This window comes from Sphingobacterium sp. 1.A.5, from assembly GCF_002734235.1.
GTDB lineage: Bacteria > Bacteroidota > Bacteroidia > Sphingobacteriales > Sphingobacteriaceae > Sphingobacterium > Sphingobacterium daejeonense.
Genome location: NZ_PEBA01000023.1, coordinates 298,691 through 317,656 on the forward strand (window position 1 = coordinate 298,691; position 18,966 = coordinate 317,656).

Below are 18,966 nucleotides of genomic sequence, written 5' to 3' on the forward strand. Positions count from 1 at the left end.
TAACTATTATAGTAAGGATTATATCACACCATTCAACCCTGTAGGGGTGTAACTATTATAGTAAGGATTATATCACACCATTCAACCCTATAGGGGTGTAACTATTATAGCGCCAAAAACCATCACCATCGGTGCGCATGTTATTGTTGGCATTGCTTCTGGCTTCTTGGCCTCTGCTCCTTGCCCTTCGATTCCGCCTTCCACCTAAAAACCATAAAAACTATGAAATGTCTTGTGTCTTATGTCTAATGTCTACTGTCTTATCTATAAACCTTCTTCGAATTCAACGCCAAAAACCCAATCACCCCAGCCAACAATGACGTTATCAATATAGAAAGCTTAGCTTCTGAAATATGCAATGGATCATTAAAAGATAAGATTGCAATAAAAATGGACATCGTAAATCCGATACCAGCTAATAATCCAACTCCAAAAATATGTCTCCACGTGCTACCTTCAGGTAATGAGCTCAATTTAGCCTTTGTACACAGATAAGAGGTCAACATAATTCCTATAGGCTTACCAACCAACAATCCTAAGGTAATCCCCAACCCTAAAGATGAAGTCAAACCACCCAACATCTCACTCTCCAATGTAATATTCGTATTCGCGAAAGCAAAAACAGGAATGATAAAGAAGTTCACAGGTTTTGTCAATGCATGTTCCAACCTTTCCAGAGGCGACTCGATCGCCGTATCGTTCGTTGGAATGGTCATTGCGACCAAAACACCCGCTATAGTAGCATGAATCCCAGAATGATGAACAAAATACCAAATAAAGACTCCCGGAATCAAATATAAATATGGATTTAGAACATTGAACCTGTTCATCAATATTAAGATAACAAGACCAGCAGCTGCATATAATAAATAACTAACTTCAATTCCCGACGAATAGAAAAAAGCAATCACTAAAATCGCAATTAAATCATCCACAATTGCCAATGCTGCCAAAAATATCTTTAAACTAGAAGGAATTCTATTGCCTAAAAGATTGATAACAGCCAAAGCAAAGGCAATATCAGTTGCCATGGGAATTCCCCAACCGCTAGCGGTTTCTTGGCCAGCATTTAAGGAAAGGTAAATGATTGCAGGAACTGCAGCACCGCCGATGGCACATAAAATAGGCAATGAGGCTTTTTTCGGAGAGGAGAGCTCCCCTTCTACTATTTCCCTTTTTATTTCAAGACCTACCAATAAAAAGAATATAGCCATCAGACCATCATTGATCCATAATAACACTGAATACTTGAGATGAATGGAATCATTCTCAAAACCCAATTGATGATCCAACAAGTTCTGTAATGCGCCTGCTAACGGACTATTTGCTATAATCATCGAAAAGACCACACAGATAAACAGCATGATTCCGCCTGCATTACTGGAAGCAAAGAAATCCTTGAAAACATTTAAATTAATCAGTTTGTTCATAGGTATTTATATATTACTTTTTATTCTTTTCCCAAATTGAAACATCAGAAAAATTAGTACTTGTATTATTGAAAACAGGATCCTTTCCTTCTTTCCTTTGTTCGTTGTAATCCTTCATTAATTTCAGGACCTTATTATGCAACAAAATAATAGCAATCATGTTTAGCCATGCCATCAGTCCAACCCCAATATCGCCTAGATCCCAGGCCATTTTTGCCGTCGAGATACAGCCTAAATAAACAGACCCCAATATCATAACCCTTAATAACCAAATAAGGATTGTTCTACTGCGATTTTTTCCAATAAAACTTACATTGCATTCCGCGATATAATAATAGGCCATGATAGTCGTAAAGGCAAAAAACATAAGTGAAATAGCAATAAAACCTGCTCCGAGTGTGGGAAAATGTTGTGAAACGGCCAATTGGGTAAATTCTGGACCAGCCTCCACTCCCGGAATATGTTGGACGATAAAACCACCCTCTGGATGTGCAACGTTATATTGTCCAGTAAATAGGATCATTAACGCCGTAGCGGTACAAACAAATAAGGTGTCAACATACACGGAAAAACCCTGCACCAAACCCTGTTTGATAGGATGGCTAACCTCAGCTGCCGCTGCAGCATGTGGTGCCGTGCCCTGACCTGCCTCATTACTGTAAATCCCTCGCTTCACGCCCCATGATATTGCCGATCCGACAATCCCACCAAAGGTGGCCTCAAGATTCAATGCCGATTGGAAAATCAACTTAAATACCTCAGGTACCTCGCGGATATTGATTATTATAATAACTATAGCCATTAAAATATAAGCTCCTGCCATAAAAGGTACTACATATTCAGCAACCTTACTGATACGTTTAACACCTCCAATGATAATAAAGCCTAGTAGAAGCACAAGCAATATCCCAACAACCATGGGTGAAATATTAAAAGCAGATTTCATAGCCAAAGCAATGCTGTTACTTTGGACACTTGGTAATAAAAACCCAGTACTTACGATAGTTACAACAGCAAAAACCCAAGCAAAGACATTGCTCTTCAGTCCTTTTTTGATATAATATGCTGGACCGCCCCGATATTCCCCATCTTTTACTTCTTTATAGAGCTGACCTAAGGTCGCTTCAATAATAGCAGAGGAACTGCCCAAAAAAGCAATAATCCACATCCAAAAAACAGCCCCTGGACCGCCCATACCGATCGCAGTAGCTACTCCTGCTATATTACCTGTTCCAACACGGCCCGAAATTGCCAATGAAAATGCTTGAAAGGAAGAAATACCCTTCTTAGATCCGCCACCTGAAAATAACAAGCGAACCATTTCCTTAAGATAAATTAACTGGGGAAATTTGAACCTGATGGTAAAGTATACGCCTGCCAAAAGGCATAAGTAAACCAAAGCATCACTCCAAATAATACTATAAATTTTGTCTATAATTTCTTGCATGAAACGCTAAAATATACATAACATTCCATCCTTTCCCGAATTATTGCATAGATTGTATCTATAAATATTCATTCTTCTATAGAGATAATCAACTCAATTTTTCTGCAATAAACCAAAGATTTGTATAATGCAGGTAACAAAAAAAAGCATCTTAATGTGTTTTTAAGATGCTCTTACATTTCAGAAAATATTTACTATTTAGATTTTTTCTCTGTGTTTTTTACGGTAGTTCTACCTTTAAATGGATCTCTAGGTCTTTTTTTTCCGTATGAACCCATGATGATTTTTCCTCTTCTACTTTTTTTATCTCCTTTTCCCATAAGTTGTAATTTATGTTATGATTTAATAAAAATATGTTTTGGATTCTCAAGATACTAAAAATCAGATAGATTACAAAATCAACATTATAAGAAAAGCGGGCAATGGTATTCCCATGGCCCGCTTTTTTATTTTTCCCCAAGAAGGATATGCCTATCCTCTACTGTTGTAATTCGGTGCTTCTTTTGTAATCTGGATATTATGTGGGTGTGACTCACGTAATCCAGCACCTGTAATACGAACAAATTTTGCATCTTGTAGTTTCTCTATCGTTGCTGCTCCGCAATATCCCATAGATGCGCGAAGACCACCAATATATTGATAAACTACCTCTGCCAATGTTCCTTTATACGGAACACGGCCTACAATTCCTTCTGGAACTAATTTTTTGATATCATCTTCCACATCTTGGAAATAACGATCTTTAGAACCTTTTTCCATAGCTTCTACCGATCCCATTCCACGATAGGACTTGAATTTTCTACCTTCTAATAAAATGGTTTCACCTGGTGCCTCTTCAACACCCGCGAACAACGAACCTGCCATAATGGTATTCGCACCTGCTGCTATTGCTTTAGCTATATCACCAGTCTGTTTGATACCTCCGTCTGCGATCAACGGAACTCCGGTTCCTTTTAAGGCTTTGGCAACTTCATAAACAGCATATAATTGAGGAACACCAACGCCTGCAATTATGCGCGTCGTACAGATTGAACCCGGACCAATACCTACTTTAACAGCATCTGCTCCAGCATCAGCCAACATTTTTGCTGCATCACCAGTAGCGATATTACCTACGATAACCTGTAAGTCAGGATAAGTAGCCTTAACCTCTTTTAATTTATTGATAACTCCCAATGAATGACCATGAGCAGTGTCAATCGTTACAACATCAACTCCTGCTTTAACCAAAGCCTCAACACGGTCTAATGTATCTACAGTAACACCTACTGCAGCACCAACCAATAAACGACCATGTTCATCTTTTGCTGCATTTGGATAGTGCTTATATTTCTGAATGTCTTTAAAAGTAATCAGTCCTTTTAAAACACCGTCCGTATTTACAACTGGAAGTTTTTCAATTTTATGGTTCTGAAGAATTTCTTCTGCCATAATAAGGTCCGTGCCTTCAGGTGCTACAACTAAATTTGTTTTAGTCATCAACTCACTGATAGGACGAGCCATATCTTTTTGGAAACGAAGATCACGGTTAGTAACAATTCCTACTAATTTATTCTCAGCATTAATTACCGGAATACCGCCAATCTTGTGCTCCTTCATGATTTGAAATGCATCACCTACTGTAGCATTCTCCAATAAAGTAACCGGATCTTGGATCATACCACTCTCCGAACGCTTCACCTTACGAACCTCTGCAGCTTGTTCTGCAATAGTCATATTCTTATGTAACATGCCGATTCCACCCGCCTGAGCGATGGCAATCGCAAGATCTGCTCCAGTAACTGTGTCCATGGCAGCAGATACTAAAGGAATATTTAATTTGATTTTCTTGGTCAAGAATGTACTGGTATCTACATCACGAGGCAATATTTCAGAATAAGCTGGGATTAATAAAACATCGTCGTAGGTAAGTCCTTCTTGTACGAATTTTTGTGGATCTAGTTGCATAGCAAATATTATATGGGGTTTCCTATTTGCGAGGCAAACTTACGAAATTATCATGAATAATCAAACTCTATATAACTATTTACATAAAATCGACATTATGAATATTGTACCCGAAAACAAGTACTTTAATGAAAGAGTTAAGGTTTTGTTAAAATTTGGCAAGCTAATTGCTATCTGTAGCATAAATTAAAGTTTAATTAACACAATATTTATGAAAAAGACATTACTATCACTAGCAGCTGCAGCAGCTTTAGCATTCGGTGTTAACGAAGCAAAAGCGCAAACTCCTTATAGAACTGCAATCGGTCTTGGTATCGATCTTGGAGACGGACAAACTTTATTCGGCCCTCAAGTAAAACATTCTTTCGGTGGTGCTAACGCAGGTCAAGCACAAGTATTATTCGGCGACGGTCTAACTGTTGTTGGTGTTGACTATAACTACAATCGCCCATTCTCTGGTGCAGGTGGTTTAGGTTGGTACTTAGGGGTAGGTCCTCAAATCGGATTCTGGGACGGTGGTTCTGCTTTCGCAATTCGCCCTCAAGCTGGTTTAGAATACAAAATCCCTTCAACTCCAATTGGAATCCACTTCGACTGGAAACCTTGGTGGAACCTTTCTGACAACTCTAACTTCGAAGCTGGTCGTTTCAGTTTAGGATTTAAATTTATCTTGAAATAAATTTAAACAATACAAGCATAGAAAAGGCTTTTCAATTCTGAAAAGCCTTTTTTGTTTTATACCGTACTTAATAAATACTCGCTTCAGTTTTACCTGAAAATTAAGCTAATATTAACAAACAACTTTTTCCGTATTAAGTTTGATATACTATTTCCATTATGTAATTTTTTTATACCTTTGCGAATCTTGGTAAAATATTATTAAGCTTAAAAAAGAACATAAAAACCATAATTTATTACGATTAGACAATGAGTAAAGGGCTGATTAAATTTTTGGTGATAGTGGTTTCCTTAGCGTGCCTCTACTCCTTATCATTCACTTTTGTAACACGTAAAGTTGAAAAAGACGCAGCGGAATACGCCAATGGCGACATGGCTAAAGAAAAAGCATACTTGGATTCCATTGCAGGTGAGGTAGTATATAATATAGGTATAGCTAAATTCACCTATCGCGAAGCTAAAGCAAATGAACTTGCTCTAGGATTGGACCTAAAAGGGGGTATGAACGTTACAATGGAAATTTCATTGAACGAACTTATCGCTAACCTGGCAGGAAATCCTAAAGACGCAAACTTCAACAAAGCATTGGAAAATGCTGTAAACAAAAGTAAAACAACCAACACTTCGTTGATTGATTTATTCATGAACGAGTATAAAGCAACTGGTGCTTCTACTCCTATCGCTTCTTTCTTTGCAACAAAAGACAACGCGGCTGTAATTAAAGGAACTAGTTCAGAGTCTGATGTTCGTAATTTCTTGAATAGAGAAGCTGACAATGCTATCCAAAACTCATACAAAGTATTACGTACGCGTATTGACAAATTCGGTGTAGCTTCTCCTAATATCCAAATCCAACAAGGAACCAACCGTATCCTGATCGAATTACCTGGGGTAAACGATGAAGAACGCGTTCGTAAGCTTTTACAAGGTTCTGCCAAATTGGAATTCTACGAAACTTACCAAAACCCACAAGTATATTCTCTTCTTGAAAATGTAAACAGAACATTGGCAACAACGTTGAAAGCGGACAAACCAGCTGCTAACGTGTCTAGCGACTCTACTGTAGCTAATACTGCTGATACAACTAAAAAAGAAGAAAACTTATTGGCTAAGCTTGGAGCAAATCAAAAAGCTTCCGATTCTGCAAAAACAGACTCAGCTGCTCAACCTGATGTTGCCGCTTTAGCTAACAACCCACTGTTCGCAGTTCTTTCTCCATCTACTTTCAACCAAGGAGGTCAACAACAATTGGCTCCAGGTGCTGTAGTAGGTTATGCCAACTTGAAAGATACAGCAAAAGTGAATGCTTTACTTGCTCGTCCTGAGGTAAAATCTATTATCCCTGGAAACTTGAAATTGTTATGGGCAGTAAAACCAGAAAACAATGCTAAAGATTTCCTTTCTTTATACGCTATCAAAACTTCAGGTTCTGAAAATGGACCAGTAATGACTGGTGAGGTAATCACTGATGCACGTGATGGTTTTGACCAACAAAACAGTCCAATCGTTTCTATGGAAATGAATGCTGATGGTGCTCGTCAATGGAAAAGAATTACTGCTCAAGCAGCACAAAATAGAGATCATATCGCTATCGTGTTGGACGGTGTAGTATATTCTGCTCCTGGTGTAAACGAAGAAATCCCTAACGGTAACTCTCAAATCTCTGGTAACTTTACGATTGAAGACACAAAAGACTTAGCAAACGTTTTAAAAGCTGGTAGACTTCCTACAACAGCTAAAATCGTGGAAGAAGCGATCGTTGGTCCTTCATTGGGTCAAGTAGCTATTGATTCGGGTGTAAATTCTGCAGTGATCGGTATCATCGTAGTAATGGCATTTATGATTGCTTACTACAACCGTGCTGGTATTGCAGCTAACATCGCCGTGATTTTCAACGTATTCTTCTTAATGGGCGTTCTTGCTTCATTGAATGCAGTACTGACACTGCCTGGTATTGCAGGTATCGTATTGACTATGGGTACTGCAGTGGATGCAAACGTACTAATCTATGAACGGATGCGTGAGGAAGAAGCATTGGGTAAATCACCTCGACAAATCGTTGCAGATGGTTATAAACATGCAATGCCTTCTATCCTTGACTCGCAGATCACAACGTTCTTAGTAGGTTTAATCCTGTTCTTCACAGGTAGTGGCCCTATTCAAGGGTTTGCAACAACTTTGATGATCGGTATTATCACTTCTTTGTTCACTGCGATTTTCATCACTCGTTTGATTTTCGAATTTATGTTGAGCAGAGATATGAAAATCACAACTTCATTCCCTTGGTCTAACCATACGTTGAAAAACGCAAACTTCCAATTCATCAAGAAAAGAAAAGTTGCGTATATCATATCTGCAATCGCAATCGTAATATCGTTCGCTGCAATTCTTACTAAAGGGTTCTCTTACGGAGTTGACTTCCAAGGTGGACGTACTTATACCGTACGTTACGACCAAAGTGTAAGCCCAGAAGCTGTACGTGAAAACTTAGATAATATTTTTGGTACAACAACAGAGGTTAAAACTTTTGGTAATGAAAACCAACTGCGTATAACCACTTCTTACCAAATTGAAGAAACTTCTGACCAGGCTGATGCTGAAGTATTAGGTAAATTAAATGAAGGTCTTACTAAGATTCAAGGAAATAAATACGAAATCCTTTCTCAACAAAAAGTAGGTCCTACTATTGCAAGTGATATCCGTGACCGTGCAATTTATGCCGCTGTATTCTCAATCTTAGCTATTGCTGCATATATCTTGATCCGTTTCCAAAAATGGCAATATTCGGCAGGTGCAGCGATCGCAACAATTCACGATGGTATCATTCTAATGGGTCTATTCTCAATATTGGATGGAATCGTACCATTCTCCCTAGATATTGACCAACACTTTGTTGCAGCAATATTAACCGTATTGGGTTATTCTGTAAATGACACGGTTGTTGTATTTGACCGCCTTCGTGAGTACTTGAAAAAACCAAATGCTCATCAAGAAGAAATCGGCACGACCATTAACAATGCAATCAATTCAACATTGAGCCGTACAGTGATTACCTCATTGACAGTAATCTTCGTATTGGCAGTATTGTTTGTGTTTGGTGGTGAAGTGATCCGTGGATTCTCATTCGCTATTTTGATCGGTATCGTGGTAGCAACATATTCTTCTATCTTCTTGGCTGCACCAGCTATTTACGACCTTAGTGGTGGTAAACATTTAGCTGAATCTGCAAAAGAAAAAGAAAGAAAACAAGCAAAAGTGGTTACTCCATAATCTGGAATCTGCATAAAAATTTAAGGCCCTGAAAATTCAGGGCCTTTTTTTGTCAAAAAACTGTTTTATATACCTTCACGAATCATTATCCTATATATTTTTTATTAGTTTTGAATCTTAATCACAAGACATGAGAAATAAATTAATCCTATCCTCTCTTTGCCTTTCCTTAGGTGTTTTAGCTGTGGGATGTAATAATCAGGACAAGAAATCTGAAACAACGGAAGCACATGACGATCATGCTGGACATGACCATAGCGCTCATGATCATAGCACACACGAACATGCTGCAACCGAACAGTCAACGCAAACAAACCCCGCTCCTGCTGCTCCTCAAACAACAAAAGCTGCCGCGCTGAGCATACCAGAATTTAATTTCTATAAAGTAAAATCCGGAATATCATATTCAAAAGCAGATATCCCTGCAGGAAAAAATACAGTATTCGTGCTGTTCGACCCAGGATGTAGCCACTGCCAAAATGAAACTAAAGGATTAGCGAAAAATTACGATAAAATCAAAGACATCAATGTGCTGTATGTATCTATGAATGACCCGGCTTTGATGGCGCAATTCTTCACCACATTCGGAAAAGAACTTGAAGGCAAAGAAAACGTACAGATGCTGTGGGACAGAAACCAAGAGTTTGTACAGAAATTCCATATCCCAAATATGTTCCCAGCAAATTATGTCTATGGTCCTGATGGCCAATTAAAATCGTATTGGGAAGGTGAAAAAGATATTAATGAAGTAATCGCTGAATTCAAAAAATAATGAGAATTGCCATCAATGGGTTTGGTCGAATCGGACGCCATACCCTAAGAAATCTACTCAATAGAAACTTCAACGAGATTGAAGTGGTCGCAATCAATGATCTTGCAGATGCCAAAACTTTGGCCCATCTGTTTAAATACGACTCCGTACACGGACCATTGAACCGAAAGGTAGAGCATGACCAAGATCATCTATTCATTGATGGCAAATCAATACAGATCTTTAACAAAAGAAACCCGGAAGAATTACCATGGAAAGACCTTGATATCGATGTGGTAATTGAATCAACCGGATTGTTTGTTAAAAAAGAACTCGCTGAAAAACATCTTTCGGCAGGTGCTAAGCAGGTAATTATCTCGGCACCATCCCCTGATAAAGAAGTACCAACTGTTGTACTCGGAATAAATGACCGAGATTTTGACTGGAATACGCCAATCTTTTCAAATGCATCATGTACTACAAACAATGTCGCTCCACTGATCAAAATCCTAGATGAAAATTGGGGAATCGTGGATGGTTATATCACAACAGTGCATTCCATGACTGGCGACCAGAATCTTCATGATGCACCTCATCGTGACCTGAGAAGGTCCCGCGCTGCATCTGCTTCGATAATACCAACGACTACTGGAGCTGCTAAAGCTATCACAAACGTATTCAAACATCTGGATGGCAAATTGGGTGGAGCAGGAATCCGGGTACCAGTGCTCAACGGATCATTGACGGATTTTACATGTAACCTTACTAAAGAAACAACCGTAGAGGAAATCAACCAAAAATTCAAGGAGGCAGCAGAAGGTGAATTAAAAAATGTGCTCTATTATACCGAGGATCCAATCGTATCTGTAGATATCATCAATAACCCATATTCTTGTGTTTTTGATTCTGAATTGACAAGTATTGTTGGGGGTTTAGTAAAAGTTGTGGGTTGGTATGATAATGAATTTGGGTACTCCAATAGACTTGTTGACATATTATTCAGATTGGCAAAAAAATGATTCGATTTATAAAAGTTGAAGATGCTCTACCCATTAGAAGCGCTGTACTGCAAAAAGGAAAGGATCCAAAGCTTTGCCTTAACCCAGAGGATTTAAAGCCTGACAGCTTCCATTTAGGATTCTATGACGAAGACAACAAGCTTCAATGTATATTGACCGTCCACAGAACAAACCATCCAAAACTTCCTCATAAAGGCTACCGGCTTCGAGGAATGGCAACTTTGCCAGAAGCTAGAAGAAAAGGATATGCAAAAGAATTACTGTCAGCTGCAATTGAGCATATAAAAACTCAATTAAAAGGTGACTATTTATGGTGCATAGCTAGGGAAATAGCTTATCCCTTTTACGAAAGCATGGGATTCGAATATATGTCAGATGAATTCCAATATAAAGATGCTGGAAATCATAAAGAAATGTTCATTCCTTTTTACTAAATTTTATTTTATAACTCTCCTGCAACACCTAATCCAAAAAGTGCAAAATCATACTTTACAGGATCTGCAGGGTCCAGTTCTTTCAGATGATCAGTTAGTTCAATTGCTGTTTTCCAATTCACTTTGTCGGATTGGATAAATCCAAATTTCCTAGCAACACGCTCTACATGTACATCACATGGACATATTAAGTCCTTTGGCTTGATCTGGTCCCAAATCCCAAAATCAACCCCCATATTGTCCTTTCTCACCATCCATCGCAAAAACATATTTAACCTTTTGCAGGTTGATTTCTGCAAAGGTGAACTGACATGCTTGCGTGTCCGGTGAGGAAAATCAGGCAATGAAAAAAAATACGATTTAAACGAATTCAAGGACTCCTCAATGCTGAAGCCATTCATGTCCTCTACCTGTAAAAAGGCATCTTCTAAACTTGTGAAATGAGTATAATGATATTTAAAAAAACTAATAAAATAGAGAAGATCGGTATCATTGAATGTCCTATGCTTAAAACCCAACATATTTTTCAAGTCCTCATCCCCATGATTGACAATAAAATCATACGGACTCCCGTCCATACGTTCAATCAATTCATTACATTTATTGATAATGGTCTTTCGCTGACCCCAAGCCAATATACTTGCGAAAAAACCCATAATCTCAATATCCTGTTTCTCTGTAAATTGATGCGGAATACTAATAGGATCATTGGGAATAAAATCAGGCCGATTATATTCCTCAACCTTACGATCCAAAAAATCTTTTAATGACAAATCCATTTACACTAAAGTAGCAAAAATCACCCCAAACACCAACGCCATCGGTGTGGCAACTTTGTTAAAATAGATGGTTGGTGTCACAACGACGTCATGGTTGGTGTCCCAACGACGCCATGGTTGGTGTCCTAACGACGCCATGGTTGGTGTCCCCACCAACCATCATTATGATAAAACTATTATAGAAAAGATTATATGACGCCACACAACCCTGTAGGGGCGCAACTATTATAGATACGATGCATAAAGGAAGCCTCACAACCCTGTAGGGGTGTAACTATTATAGAAAATATGGTCATAAACCCCAAAAACCCCATCGGGGTTAAATGCCGGAGGCATGAAATATCTCTTAAATGCCGTAGGCATGTAATACCTATAGAAATGAAAATCACCTCAAATACCAACGCCGTAGGTGTGGCATGTTTGTTTTATTCCCTACTATAATATTGTCACCCCGATGGGGTTGTGTTATTATAAACACAAAATAGTTTCCAGAGCTAAAGCTCTGGAATGACAGATTCTTTTTTTTTAAAAGGGGCGATTTTTGGGGAAATGACTTGCGGCTCGCCGCAAGTCATTTCCCCAAAAATCGCCCCCTCTCCCTCTCAACATTCGTGTCATTCCATCTCGTAAGAGATGGAAACTGTTTCTTGTACTCTGATGAGGTTTCACCGCCGTGGCAGGTGTCTCCACCTGCCACCTAATCCATACCTATTGCATTTAATCCCTTACCCTCCCTAGGATGTGTAACTATTATAGAAATGGTGCATAAAGGAAGCCACACAACCTGAGTTTTCACCGCCGTGGCAGGTGTCTCCACCTGCCACATAATGTATTCCAATAGCATTTAAGCCCCTACCCTCCCTAGAATGTGCAATTATTATAGAAATACAACGCCATAGAACCCTGTAAGGGTGCAACTATTATAGAAATGATTATACGACGCCACACAACCCTGTAGGGGTGTAACTATTAAAAAATCCCGAATCTACATATCCAAAGCTAAAACAATGGAATACATAGATCCGGGATTATCTATTTAATATATCTTTAAAATCCTATTGATTGATCTCTTTCCAGATTAAATCCTTCAACTGTTGAATATTCTTACCAGTCACTGAAGAAATAAATAAATATGGAATTCCTTTTGGAACTTGCTCTGACATTTCTGTTTCCAATTGATCATCGAGCATATCCGACTTACTGATGGCAAGGATCTTTGGCTTATCCAACAATTCTGGATTGTATGCTGTCAACTCGTTCAGCAAAATATTATATTCTTCTTCAATGGTACGATCTGTATCTGCAGGAACCAGGAATAACAAAACCGAATTCCGTTCGATATGGCGCAAGAAACGGTGACCAAGACCTTTTCCTTCTGCCGCACCTTCGATAATACCTGGAATATCTGCCATAACAAATGATTTCCCATCTCTATAGCTAACTATTCCTAAATTTGGAACCAAGGTAGTAAATGGATAATCTGCAATCTCTGGCTTGGCAGCAGAAACAACAGATAACAATGTCGACTTCCCTGCATTTGGAAAACCAACCAATCCCACATCAGCCAAAACTTTCAGCTCCAATATGATCCATTCTTCCTTACCCGGTAAACCCGGTTGCGAAAATCTTGGCGTCTGCACAGTCGATGACTTGAAATGCCAGTTCCCTAAACCACCTTTTCCACCGGGGGTTAATATTTTCGTCTCACCATCTTCGGTGATCTCAAATAAAACCTCTCCAGTTTCAGCATTCTTGGCAACAGTACCTAAAGGAACTTCCAGAATCTCATCCTTACCGTTTGCTCCTGTTTGCAAAGCACTACCACCTGGCTCACCCGAATTAGCAATAATATGTTTTCTGAATTTAAGGTGAAGTAAGGTCCAGTATTGATGTGATCCTTTTAAGATTATATGTCCACCACGACCGCCATCTCCACCATCTGGACCACCCTTTGCCGTGTGCTTATCACGGTGTAGGTGAGCAGATCCGGCACCACCATGTCCAGAACGGCAACATACCTTTACATAATCAACAAAATTTGACCCCTGAGCCATAAATACCCCTATTCAGTTTTTTTATTAATAATTATCGATAACATTGGAAAGGTTCGCGAAAATCTCTTCGATATCGCCAATACCATTCACTTTGCTAAGTTTACCTTGCTCTTCATAATAAGGTAATACATGAATCGTCTTACCAAAGTATTCCTCAATACGTTTTTTCAATTTATCAGCCGCATCATCCGCACGACCTGAAATCTCTTGACGCTTTGCAATACGTTGAGTAAGCTCTGCCTCATCTACATCCAATGCAATAACTCCAGTGATTGAAGTATTGTTTGCTTCCAAGAATTTATCCAATGCTTCAGCTTGAGCAACCGTACGTGGAAAACCATCAAAGATAAAACCTTTAGCATCAGGATTGTTCTTCAACTCCTCTTCCAACATGGAAATAGTAATGGAGTCTGGAACCAAATTACCGTCAGCAATAATCTGACTAACCTCTTTTCCTAGAGGAGTTTGGTCCTTGATGTGTCCTCTAAACATGTCTCCAGTTGAAATATGGTGTAGAGCGTATTTATCGATTAATTTGGCCGATTGAGTCCCTTTACCTGCTCCTGGAGGACCGAATAAAACTAGATTTAGCATAATGTTGTTGTTATTTTTAGATGTAAAAAAACAAAAGCCTAATCCCGTATAAGAATTAGGCTCTTTCCAAGTGCGCTCAAAGGGAGTCGAACCCCTAACCTTCTGATCCGTAGTCAGATGCTCTATCCAATTAAGCTATGAGCGCGGCAACCAATACTAATACGACTGACGCCCTTTCTGTTTTGGTGATGCAAATATAAGGAAATAATAGTCTCAGCAAAAATTTTTTTCATTTTCTAGCATTTAATCCAACATTTTATACCTCAATTCTAATTACTAACAGAATCTTTGCCAACATTCCTAAACAACCGAAACACGATAACTTAATGTCAAACAATGATTTAAGAATAATGAGCTAACAACCCTTAAAATCCGAAGCATAACTACTGCCTCAAATCATCTTTATATTATTAAAAAATCTACTTAATATCCGCTGAAACGAAAATCTACAGAAATAGTCTTAATACTAAATACTCTCTAACAACTACTAAAAAAATCTTAAGGAAAAATCTAAAGGAAAAGTCTAAATACTAAATACTCTCTACTAACTACTAAAAAAAAGTGCGCTCAAAGGGAGTCGAACCCCTAACCTTCTGATCCGTAGTCAGATGCTCTATCCAATTAAGCTATGAGCGCATTCTTTAAGGACATATTGTCCGTTGAGGTGGCGCAAATATCGTTACTTTTTTATACTTTCCAAACCATTTTTCCGTTTTTTAATCATTTTCAAACTATATTTTGCATATCGTGTTGATATTTATATATTTAAAATTATGGCCGATCGAATAATTAAAAGCAACAAAATCAGAATTGGAGATATAAGCATCTCTTATTACATTAAAAAAGCAACAGAACAACCTGAGAAAACCATTATTTTCTTGCACGGGTTTCCATTCAACAAAAAAATGTGGCGTGAGCAATTGGAAAGTCTAGAAGATAATGTGACAGGAATCGCCATAGATATCCGTGGGCATGGTAATACAACCAAAGGTCATGGCTTCTTCTCAGTTGATGTTTTCGCTAAAGACCTGGGTGTATTTATGCGTAAACTTGAAATCGATAAAGCCGTTCTTTGTGGAATATCAATGGGTGGATACATCGCTTTGCGTGCATATCAACTGTTCCCAGAAAAAATTTCAGGACTTATCCTTGCCGACACACACAGCAAACCTGATGACAATGCCGGCAAACAAAAAAGATTCGATGCCATTCAAGCAGTTTTACAATATGGACGCAGACCATATGCCATTGGATTTACTGGAAATGTATTCTCTAAAAAGAGCATCGAGAATAAACCTGATGCAGTAGAATTAATAAAAAGCAGTATCCGTCGGAACAGTATAGAATCGATCTGTGCTACGCTATTGGCTCTGGCATCTAGAACCGACACAACTGAAGTGCTCTCGAAAATCAATGTGCCTACCTTGATCGTTAGAGGAAAAGAAGACAAAATCACTCCAGCAGAATTGATGGAGGAGTTAAACAAAAACATCAAAGGTTCAAAATATATTGAAATGGCAGACTGCGGCCATTTACCAAATCTAGAAAATCCTGAAGAGTTCAATCTTCACATGAATAAGTTATTATTAGAGGTCGTTTAAACGGCCTCTTTTTTTTCTGAATCTTCTTTATTGTTTTCTTTATTCACTTTCACCACTTTCTTCTTGATAGGACCATCAGGAACAATTTTTTCCGTCAGTTGCTTCCCCATGTCGATCATAAATGATGCTTTATCATAATCCCAGAGGCCTGCAATATTGTGAGGAACGTTGATGACATAGTCAGGCTTGTACAATTCAACGGAAAGCTGGCTTAATCTTCTGCGCATCATAAAATAAGACTCCTGAAGCATAGAGATTGCATTCAAACCTTTCGCCCCAGCATAAGGCCCAAATTCCGCATCGGGCTTCCCATCCAAATTAACCGCAACAACGATATTCCTTCGCTTCCTGCGAACATAATTGATCGGTAATGGGTTGATCACACCACCATCAACCAAGTTCCAGTCCTCACTCTCAATACTCGTAAAAACTGCCGGAATAGCAATAGATGCCCTAATTGCTTTGTAAACACTCCCCTTCTCAAAAACAACCTCCTTCTCACTCACCATATCCGTCGCAATCGCCCGAAAAGGAATATTCATGTCCTCAATATTCTTATCCGGAAAAATATCCTTTAAAGACTCAAAAACACGCTCTCCCTTCAGCAACCCAAACTTTGGATTAGTGAAATCCATCAATTTGAAAACCTGACGCCTTGTTATGGCTCGCATCCAATCTTCTAAAGCCACTAGCTTGCCCTCCACATAAGCAGCCCCGATCAAAGAACCTATAGAACAACCCACAACCTCGTCAATCTCATAACCCTTCTCTTCCAGACTCCGGATAACACCTATCTGAACTAACCCGCGGGCACCACCACTGCCCAAAACCAAGGATACTTTGCGTTTACTCTTTAAGAAGTTCATGCTTAAAGTTAAGACTAATTTGCAAGAATATAAGCGGAAAAATTTACTGATGATTGTCATACTTATGTTTCTTTTTAAATAGTTGTTTGCAACAATTATCTATCATTGTTACTTTTGATAACACTGTTAACTAAAATAACGATGGGACTAACGGAAAGAAGATTAAGGCAACAAGAAGAACTGAAACAGCAAATCATATCATGCTCACGTGAAATCGTGGAAAATGAAGGCTGGAATGCGCTTTCTATCCGAAAAATTGCCGATGCTATCGAATATTCCGTACCTGTAATCTATAAACACTTTGAAAACAAAGAGGCTATTTCAACCTTTTTTGTCCAAGAAGGATTTCAAAATCTTCATAAAGAATTAGAAGAGCAAATAGATGATTCAAAGGAAGTCTCAGATAAATTGGGTCAGCTTGCTAAAGCCTATTGGCTGTTTGCTGTCAAATACCCAAAGCATTATGAAATTATGTTCGGGTTGGGAATTCCAACTTGTGAGAAAACCAATGAATCGGAAAACATAAAAAAAGTTTCAAATAAAATGTTGGGTCTGATCGAAGAAGCAATTGCCCTGAGTGGAAAAACCCATATCGATAAATATTTAAAATTAAAGACCCTTTGGTCTATCCTTCATGGAATCGTAGCAATAGAACTTCTTTCACTGAACAGCAGAGACAACATCTGTCCTTCTGAAGTGCTAAAGGATGCTATTGATGGATATATAAAATCAATATTAGTATAAAACAAAAATAAAAATTACCCACAAAATGAGCTTATTAGAAGATTTAAAATGGAGATATGCTACCAAAAAAATGACTGGTGCATCAGTTGAACAAGAAAAAGTAGATTACATCATTGAAGCTGCTCGCCTTGCTCCAACTTCTTCAGGATTGCATCCTTTCAAAATTATCGAAATCAGCAATCAAGAATTAAAAGAACAAATCCAACCATTAGCATATAATCAATCACAAATCGTGGATGCTTCTCACCTTCTGATTTTTGCGGCATACGATGAGTATACACAAGAACGTGTGGATTCTGTTTTCTTGCAACAAGAAGTAGAAAGAGGTTTGCCAACTGGGTTTGCAAATGACTATAAAAATGGCTTGATGGCACGCTTTAACAGCCAATCCAAAGACCAACATTTCGAACACGCAGCACGCCAAGCTTATATTGGATTCGGACTTGCAATCGGAGCAGCAGCTGAACTTCGTGTAGATGCAACCCCAATGGAAGGTTTTGACAATGCAGCAATTGACCAATTCTTAGGGTTGAACGAACTCGGATTGCGCTCGGTAACCGTCTTGGCGTTAGGACACAGAGATATCGACAACGATTGGTTAGTAAACCTTAAAAAAGTCAGAATCGCAAAAGAAGATTTTGTAATCAGCAAAAACTAAGAATCAATAAATAAATTTTTCAAGCTACCCCTAAAAGGTAGCTTTTTTTATCTAATGCCTTCAACTTCGGCGCCCGCTAGCGACAATCTTCAGCACTGCTAGCGCAAGTCTGCGCGCTGGCCATGTGCGACGGCCTGACTTGTGTTCCAACTACCCTATCAGCGCCTCTCGCCCTCGCTGGTGTCCAGCCTCTCGCCCTGGTTGGTGTCCGGTCTCTCGTCCTGGTTGGTGTCCCCACCAACCAGCAATTTTGACAATGCCAGCGAAATCCTGTTTCCGTTGTCTTCCACTTGTGCCACCGATAGCGACAATCTTCAGCACTGCTAGCACAAGTCTGCACGATGGCCCTGTGCGCCGGCCTGACTTGTGTTCCAACTACGCTATCAGCGCCTTTCATGTCATGTCCTAAAAAAAGTAGACACTTTTTTGTTATTATTGGGCTGTTCAAATGTGTGTAAACTCCGTAGGAGTTTTCCACATTTGAACAGCTTTTTTTCTTTTTTGCTTCTTTTTTCTTTTACTTTCCACACCTCAATGTTAGTCCGTTTTAAGCTGCTCCATGGACCTGCTCAGGTGTCTTGAGTTTCAGTGACCAATGTGGTCGCTTTGTGTTGTATATTCTAATGCACTGTTCCACAGATCTTCGGACGGACAATTCATCTGGCCATTCGCTGTCCAGCATAAACTCTTGCTT

17 protein-coding genes and 2 tRNA genes are annotated in these 18,966 nt (G+C 38.9%); 8 read left to right on the plus strand and 11 right to left on the minus strand.

Features of this window, described 5'->3' with window-relative positions; translation table 11 throughout:
• Nucleotides 1-260: 260 nt before the first annotated feature.
• From nhaA to guaB, 4 genes are all read right to left on the minus strand, one after another.
• The gene (gene nhaA, locus CRT24_RS11800) at nucleotides 261-1,430 is read right to left on the minus strand and encodes a Na+/H+ antiporter NhaA (RefSeq protein WP_099371433.1); all 1,170 of its coding nucleotides are present in this window, start codon (nucleotides 1,428-1,430) and stop codon (nucleotides 261-263) included.
• Nucleotides 1,431-1,443: 13 nt separating this feature from the next.
• The gene (locus CRT24_RS11805) at nucleotides 1,444-2,877 is read right to left on the minus strand and encodes a sodium:alanine symporter family protein (protein WP_099371434.1); all 1,434 of its coding nucleotides are present in this window, start codon (nucleotides 2,875-2,877) and stop codon (nucleotides 1,444-1,446) included.
• Between the two features lie 194 nt (nucleotides 2,878-3,071).
• Nucleotides 3,072-3,197, minus strand: a complete 126-nt coding sequence (locus CRT24_RS11810; RefSeq protein WP_099371435.1) for a 30S ribosomal protein THX — start codon at nucleotides 3,195-3,197, stop codon at nucleotides 3,072-3,074.
• Between the two features lie 151 nt (nucleotides 3,198-3,348).
• On the minus strand, nucleotides 3,349-4,824 hold the full coding sequence (gene guaB / locus CRT24_RS11815; RefSeq protein ID WP_099371436.1) for an IMP dehydrogenase: 1,476 nt from the start codon (nucleotides 4,822-4,824) through the stop codon (nucleotides 3,349-3,351).
• Between the two features lie 211 nt (nucleotides 4,825-5,035).
• On the opposite strand from guaB, the gene CRT24_RS11820 reads away from it, so the two are divergent.
• The 5 genes from CRT24_RS11820 to CRT24_RS11840 all read left to right on the plus strand — a co-directional run bounded on the left by CRT24_RS11820 (nucleotide 5,036) and on the right by CRT24_RS11840 (nucleotide 10,976).
• Nucleotides 5,036-5,503, plus strand: coding sequence for a hypothetical protein (locus CRT24_RS11820; protein WP_099371437.1), 468 nt, complete (start codon nucleotides 5,036-5,038; stop codon nucleotides 5,501-5,503).
• A gap of 248 nt (nucleotides 5,504-5,751) precedes the next feature.
• Nucleotides 5,752-8,772 carry a protein translocase subunit SecDF gene (gene secDF / locus CRT24_RS11825; protein WP_099371438.1) on the plus strand — a complete coding sequence of 1,007 codons (3,021 nt, stop codon included), beginning with the start codon at nucleotides 5,752-5,754 and terminating at the stop codon, nucleotides 8,770-8,772.
• A 130-nt stretch (nucleotides 8,773-8,902) separates the two neighbouring features.
• On the plus strand, nucleotides 8,903-9,544 hold the full coding sequence (locus CRT24_RS11830; RefSeq protein ID WP_099371439.1) for a peroxiredoxin: 642 nt from the start codon (nucleotides 8,903-8,905) through the stop codon (nucleotides 9,542-9,544).
• Nucleotides 9,544-10,542: a type I glyceraldehyde-3-phosphate dehydrogenase gene (gap, locus tag CRT24_RS11835; RefSeq protein WP_180269124.1), complete on the plus strand. Its 999-nt coding sequence runs from the start codon at nucleotides 9,544-9,546 to the stop codon at nucleotides 10,540-10,542. Before CRT24_RS11830 ends, gap begins: the two co-directional genes overlap by 1 nt.
• A complete protein-coding gene (locus CRT24_RS11840) occupies nucleotides 10,539-10,976 on the plus strand; it encodes a GNAT family N-acetyltransferase (protein ID WP_099371441.1) in 438 nt (145 codons plus the stop codon). Before gap ends, CRT24_RS11840 begins: the two co-directional genes overlap by 4 nt.
• 8 nt (nucleotides 10,977-10,984) lie before the next feature.
• On the opposite strand, the gene CRT24_RS11845 is transcribed toward CRT24_RS11840, so the two are convergent.
• The 5 genes from CRT24_RS11845 to CRT24_RS11865 all read right to left on the minus strand — a co-directional run bounded on the left by CRT24_RS11845 (nucleotide 10,985) and on the right by CRT24_RS11865 (nucleotide 15,039).
• Nucleotides 10,985-11,755 (minus strand): TIGR02757 family protein, encoded by a 771-nt coding sequence (locus tag CRT24_RS11845; protein WP_099371442.1) that lies wholly within the window; start codon nucleotides 11,753-11,755, stop codon nucleotides 10,985-10,987.
• Between the two features lie 1,055 nt (nucleotides 11,756-12,810).
• The gene (gene obgE, locus CRT24_RS11850) at nucleotides 12,811-13,809 is read right to left on the minus strand and encodes a GTPase ObgE (protein ID WP_099371443.1); all 999 of its coding nucleotides are present in this window, start codon (nucleotides 13,807-13,809) and stop codon (nucleotides 12,811-12,813) included.
• A gap of 24 nt (nucleotides 13,810-13,833) precedes the next feature.
• A complete protein-coding gene (locus CRT24_RS11855) occupies nucleotides 13,834-14,403 on the minus strand; it encodes an adenylate kinase (protein WP_099371444.1) in 570 nt (189 codons plus the stop codon).
• 71 nt (nucleotides 14,404-14,474) lie between these two features.
• Nucleotides 14,475-14,548: transfer RNA gene (locus CRT24_RS11860), tRNA-Arg, on the minus strand.
• Between the two features lie 417 nt (nucleotides 14,549-14,965).
• Nucleotides 14,966-15,039, minus strand: a tRNA-Arg gene (locus tag CRT24_RS11865).
• Between the two features lie 137 nt (nucleotides 15,040-15,176).
• Here CRT24_RS11865 and CRT24_RS11870 point away from each other — a divergent pair.
• Complete coding sequence (locus CRT24_RS11870) at nucleotides 15,177-16,004, plus strand: alpha/beta fold hydrolase (protein WP_099371445.1); 828 nt, start codon at nucleotides 15,177-15,179, stop codon at nucleotides 16,002-16,004.
• On the opposite strand, the gene CRT24_RS11875 is transcribed toward CRT24_RS11870, so the two are convergent.
• A complete protein-coding gene (locus CRT24_RS11875) occupies nucleotides 16,001-16,870 on the minus strand; it encodes a patatin-like phospholipase family protein (protein ID WP_180269125.1) in 870 nt (289 codons plus the stop codon). The two genes, CRT24_RS11870 and CRT24_RS11875, sit on opposite strands and share 4 nt — an antisense overlap.
• Nucleotides 16,871-17,011: 141 nt before the next feature.
• Between CRT24_RS11875 and CRT24_RS11880 the strand changes: the two genes are divergently transcribed.
• Together CRT24_RS11880 and CRT24_RS11885 are read left to right on the plus strand one after the other, a co-directional pair.
• Nucleotides 17,012-17,614, plus strand: coding sequence for a TetR/AcrR family transcriptional regulator (locus CRT24_RS11880; RefSeq protein ID WP_099371447.1), 603 nt, complete (start codon nucleotides 17,012-17,014; stop codon nucleotides 17,612-17,614).
• Nucleotides 17,615-17,639: 25 nt separating this feature from the next.
• On the plus strand, nucleotides 17,640-18,272 hold the full coding sequence (locus CRT24_RS11885) for a nitroreductase family protein (RefSeq protein ID WP_099371448.1): 633 nt from the start codon (nucleotides 17,640-17,642) through the stop codon (nucleotides 18,270-18,272).
• Between the two features lie 547 nt (nucleotides 18,273-18,819).
• Here the strand turns inward: CRT24_RS11885 and CRT24_RS20675 are convergent.
• On the minus strand, nucleotides 18,820-18,954 hold the full coding sequence (locus tag CRT24_RS20675; RefSeq protein WP_373604704.1) for an integrase core domain-containing protein: 135 nt from the start codon (nucleotides 18,952-18,954) through the stop codon (nucleotides 18,820-18,822).
• Between the last annotated feature and the right edge of the window lie 12 nt (nucleotides 18,955-18,966).